This is a genomic window from uncultured Oscillibacter sp., from assembly GCF_910584465.1.
In the GTDB taxonomy this organism is placed as follows: Bacteria; Bacillota; Clostridia; order Oscillospirales; family Oscillospiraceae; genus Oscillibacter.
Map to the genome: position 1 here is coordinate 1 of NZ_CAJUBK010000116.1, position 3,474 is coordinate 3,474.

Annotated in this window: 4 protein-coding genes; all 4 read right to left on the reverse strand. The window is 65.5% G+C overall.

Features of this window, described 5'->3' with window-relative positions:
* A partial coding sequence (locus QZ332_RS13340; protein WP_295766329.1) for an ABC transporter ATP-binding protein occupies positions 1-692 on the reverse strand: 692 nt, incomplete at its 3' end.
* Positions 685-1,527, reverse strand: coding sequence for an ABC transporter ATP-binding protein (locus QZ332_RS13345; RefSeq protein ID WP_295766332.1), 843 nt, complete (start codon positions 1,525-1,527; stop codon positions 685-687). The genes QZ332_RS13345 and QZ332_RS13340, both read right to left, overlap by 8 nt.
* Positions 1,524-2,669, reverse strand: a complete 1,146-nt coding sequence (locus QZ332_RS13350) for a branched-chain amino acid ABC transporter permease (RefSeq protein WP_295766334.1) — start codon at positions 2,667-2,669, stop codon at positions 1,524-1,526. The genes QZ332_RS13345 and QZ332_RS13350 overlap by 4 nt, the downstream gene beginning before the upstream one ends.
* 14 nt (positions 2,670-2,683) lie before the next feature.
* The coding region (locus tag QZ332_RS13355; RefSeq protein ID WP_295766336.1) for a branched-chain amino acid ABC transporter permease at positions 2,684-3,474 on the reverse strand (791 nt) is incomplete at its 5' end.

Consider the following 3,474-nt stretch of genomic DNA (forward strand, 5'->3'; position numbering starts at 1 on the left):
TACGCCTCCCGGACCTTCTCGTTGGCCAGCAGCTCCGCGCCGGTGCCGGACATGGTGATGCTGCCCGTCTCCAGCACGTAGGCCAGGTCCGCGATCTTCAGGGCCATGTTGGCGTTCTGCTCGATCAGCAGGACGGTCACCCCCTGCTTGTTGATCTCCCGGATGATGGAGAAGATGTCCCGCACCACCAGGGGCGCCAGGCCCAGGGAGGGCTCATCCAGCATCATCAGCTTGGGCCTGGACATCAGCGCCCGGCCCACGGCCAGCATCTGCTGCTCGCCGCCGGAGAGGGTGCCTGCCAGCTGCCAGCTCCGCTCCTCCAGCCGGGGGAACAGGCTGTAGACCCACCGGACGTCCTGCTCGATGCCGTCCTTGTCGTTCCGGAGGTACGCGCCGATGCGCAGGTTCTCCAGCACCGACATGTCGGCGAAGACCCGCCGCCCCTCCGGGCTCATGGCGATGCCGGAGCCGATGATCTTATCGATGGACTTGCCCAGCAGCTCCTCCCCGTTCCACTGGATGGAGCCGGAGGACGCCTTGACCAGGCCCGTGATGGTCCGCAGCGTCGTGGATTTGCCCGCGCCGTTGGCGCCGATCAGCGTGACGATCTTGCCGTCCGGCACCTCCAGGGAGATGCCCCGGAGGGCCTGGATGCCGCCGTAGCTGACACGGAGGTCTTCGATCTTAAGCATCCTCACTCACCCCCAGATAGGCTTCGATGACCCGCTCGTCGTTCTGGATCTCCGCCGGGCTGCCCTGGGCGATCAGCTTGCCGAAGTCCAGGACGTAGATCCGGTCGGAGATGTTCATGACCAGGTTCATGTGGTGCTCGATGAGGAACACCGTCAGATGGAACCGGTCCCGGATCTCACTGATGAAGGCGGTCAGCTCCTCGGTCTCCTGGGGGTTCATGCCCGCCGCCGGCTCATCCAGGAGCAGCAGCTTGGGCTCCGCCGCCAGGGCCCGGGCGATCTCCAGCCGCCTCTGCTTGCCATAGGGCAGGGACGTCGCCAGCTCATCCCTCACGTCCGCCAGCCCCACGGTCTCCAGCAGCTCCTCCACGTTCTCCCGCTGGGCCGCCTCTTCCCTGCGGTTGAGGCGGAACGCGGCGGAGAAGACGTTGCTGGTGGCCCGGCAGTGCTTGGCGATCAGCACGTTGTCGAACACCGTCTGGGACTTCCAGAGCCGGATGTTCTGGAAGGTCCGGGCCATGCCCAAGCGGGTGACCTTATCCGGCGTGGGGGCCAGGACCTGGGTATACTCCCCGGCGTGCTGGCCCTTATACTGGGCCTTCATCTTCCCCTGGGGGTGGTTCTCCACGATCTTCTCCCCCTGGAACCAGACCGCCCCGTTGGTGGGCTGGTACACGCCGGTGATCACGTTGAAGGCCGTGGTCTTGCCCGCGCCGTTGGGGCCGATGAGGGCGACGATCTCCCCCTCGTCCACCGTCAGGTCCAGGTTATCCACCGCCACCACGCCGCCGAACTGCATGGTGACGTTCTCTACGTTCAATACGTTCGCGCTCATTTCGCCGCGCCCTCCTTCCTGCGCCGTTTGAAGAGGTCCGGCAGCTCCTTGTCCCCCATGAGCCCCCGGCGGAAGAACAGCACCACGATCATGATGACCACGGAGAAGACCACCATGCGGAAGCCGTTGCGCAGCAGGGGCACCTTGAACGCGCCGATATAGGTCTCCGCGTCCAGGAAGCGGAGCCACCACTCGCTGGCCGCCACGTATAGGAACGCCGCGATGCAGCTGCCCGACACGGAGCCGATGCCGCCGATGACCACGATCAGCAAGATCTCATAGGTCATGGCGGTGGTGAAGGTCTTGGCCTGGGCCTGGTTGGCGAACATGGCGAACATGCCGCCGCCGAAGCCCGCGAAGAAGGAGCTGATGCAGAAGGCCAGCCGCTTGTGCTTGGCCAGGTCGATGCCCATGGCCTCGGCGGCGACCTCGTCGTCCCGGATGGCCTTGAAGGCCCGGCCATAGGTGGAGTCGATGAGCAGCACGATGACCGCGACGCAGATCCCCGCCAGCAGGAAGGCCACGAAGGTGGACAGCCGGAGCACCGTCTCCCCGCCGGCATTTTGGATGTTGAAGCTGGTGAAGGTGGGGAAGTTCTTCAGGGCGTTGGCGCCGTTGGTGATGGGGCCCAGCTTATCCCACTGGAAGATGGCCCGGATGATCTCGCCGAAGCCCAGCGTGGCGATCGCCAGATAGTCGCTCTTGAGCCGCAGGACCGGCAGTCCGATGAGCCACGCCACCGCCGCCGCCACACAGCCGCCCAGCACCAGCGCCAGGGACACGCCCAGCACCAGCCCCACAGGCCCGCCGCCCAGCAGCTCCGGCAGGGAGAAGCCGATGGCGGAGCCGTTGTAGATATAGTACACGGCCTCCTTCTGGGCCGCGGGGATGGTCAAGATCGCGTAGGTATACGCGCCCAGCAGCATGAAGCCCGCCTGTCCCAGGGAGAAAAGCCCCGTGAAGCCGTTGAGCAGGTTCATGGACACTGCCACCAGGGCGTAGACCGCGCCCTTTTTCAGGGCGGTGAAGACCATGATGTTCTTGTTGGGGTCCAGCACGTTCTCCAGGACCACCACGAGGACCAGCAGGACCGCCGCGCACAGCAGCATGGTCCGGGTGCCCTTCTTTACCGTTCTCTTCATCTCGTCCGCCCCCCTCACACTTTGTCGGTGACCTTCTCACCGAAGAGGCCCGTCGGCTTCACCACCAGGATGACGATCAGCAGGGCGAAGGTGAAGGCGTCGGAGAAGATGCTCCAGTTGGAGCCCTTGATGACACTCTCGGACAGCCCGATGATGAACGCGCCCACCACGGCCCCGGGGATGGACCCGATGCCGCCGAACACCGCCGCCACGAAGGCCCGCAGCCCCGGCAGGGAGCCGGACAGGGGGACGATGGACTGGTAATTCGTGAAGTACAGCACGGAGCCCACCGCCGCCAGGAACGAGCCGATCACGAAGGTGACGGAGATGACGGCGTCGATCTTGATGCCCATGAGCTGGGCGGTCTCGAAATCCCTGGCCACGGCCCGCATCGCCATGCCGACCTTGGTGTGATGGATGAGCTGGGTCAGGGCGATGACCAGCACCAGCACCAAAACGGGCGTCACCAGGGTGACCACCTTGGTGGGCACGCCGGCGATGGTCACCGTCTTGGAGATGCCGGGGATCTCCGGGTACATCTGGGGCAGGCCGCCGGTGATGTAGGTCGCCAGGTTCTGGAGCAGATAGCTCACGCCGATGGCGGAGATCATGACGCTCATCCGGGGCGCTTCCCGCAGGGGCTTGTAGGCCGCCCGCTCGATGGCGAAGCCCAGCAGCACCGTCAGGACCAGCATCAGGGGGACGGACGCCGCCAGGGGCAGGCTGGCGCTGAGGTAGACCATCATCAGGCCCGCCACCATGAACACGTCGCCGTGGGCGAAGTTGATCAGGCGCAGGATGCCGT

Coding starts and splice junctions, on each gene's coding strand:
- QZ332_RS13345 (WP_295766332.1), bottom strand. CDS start 1,527: ATGAGCGCGAACGTATTGAACGTAGAGAACGTCACCATGCAGTTCGGC.
- QZ332_RS13350 (WP_295766334.1), bottom strand. CDS start 2,669: ATGAAGAGAACGGTAAAGAAGGGCACCCGGACCATGCTGCTGTGCGCG.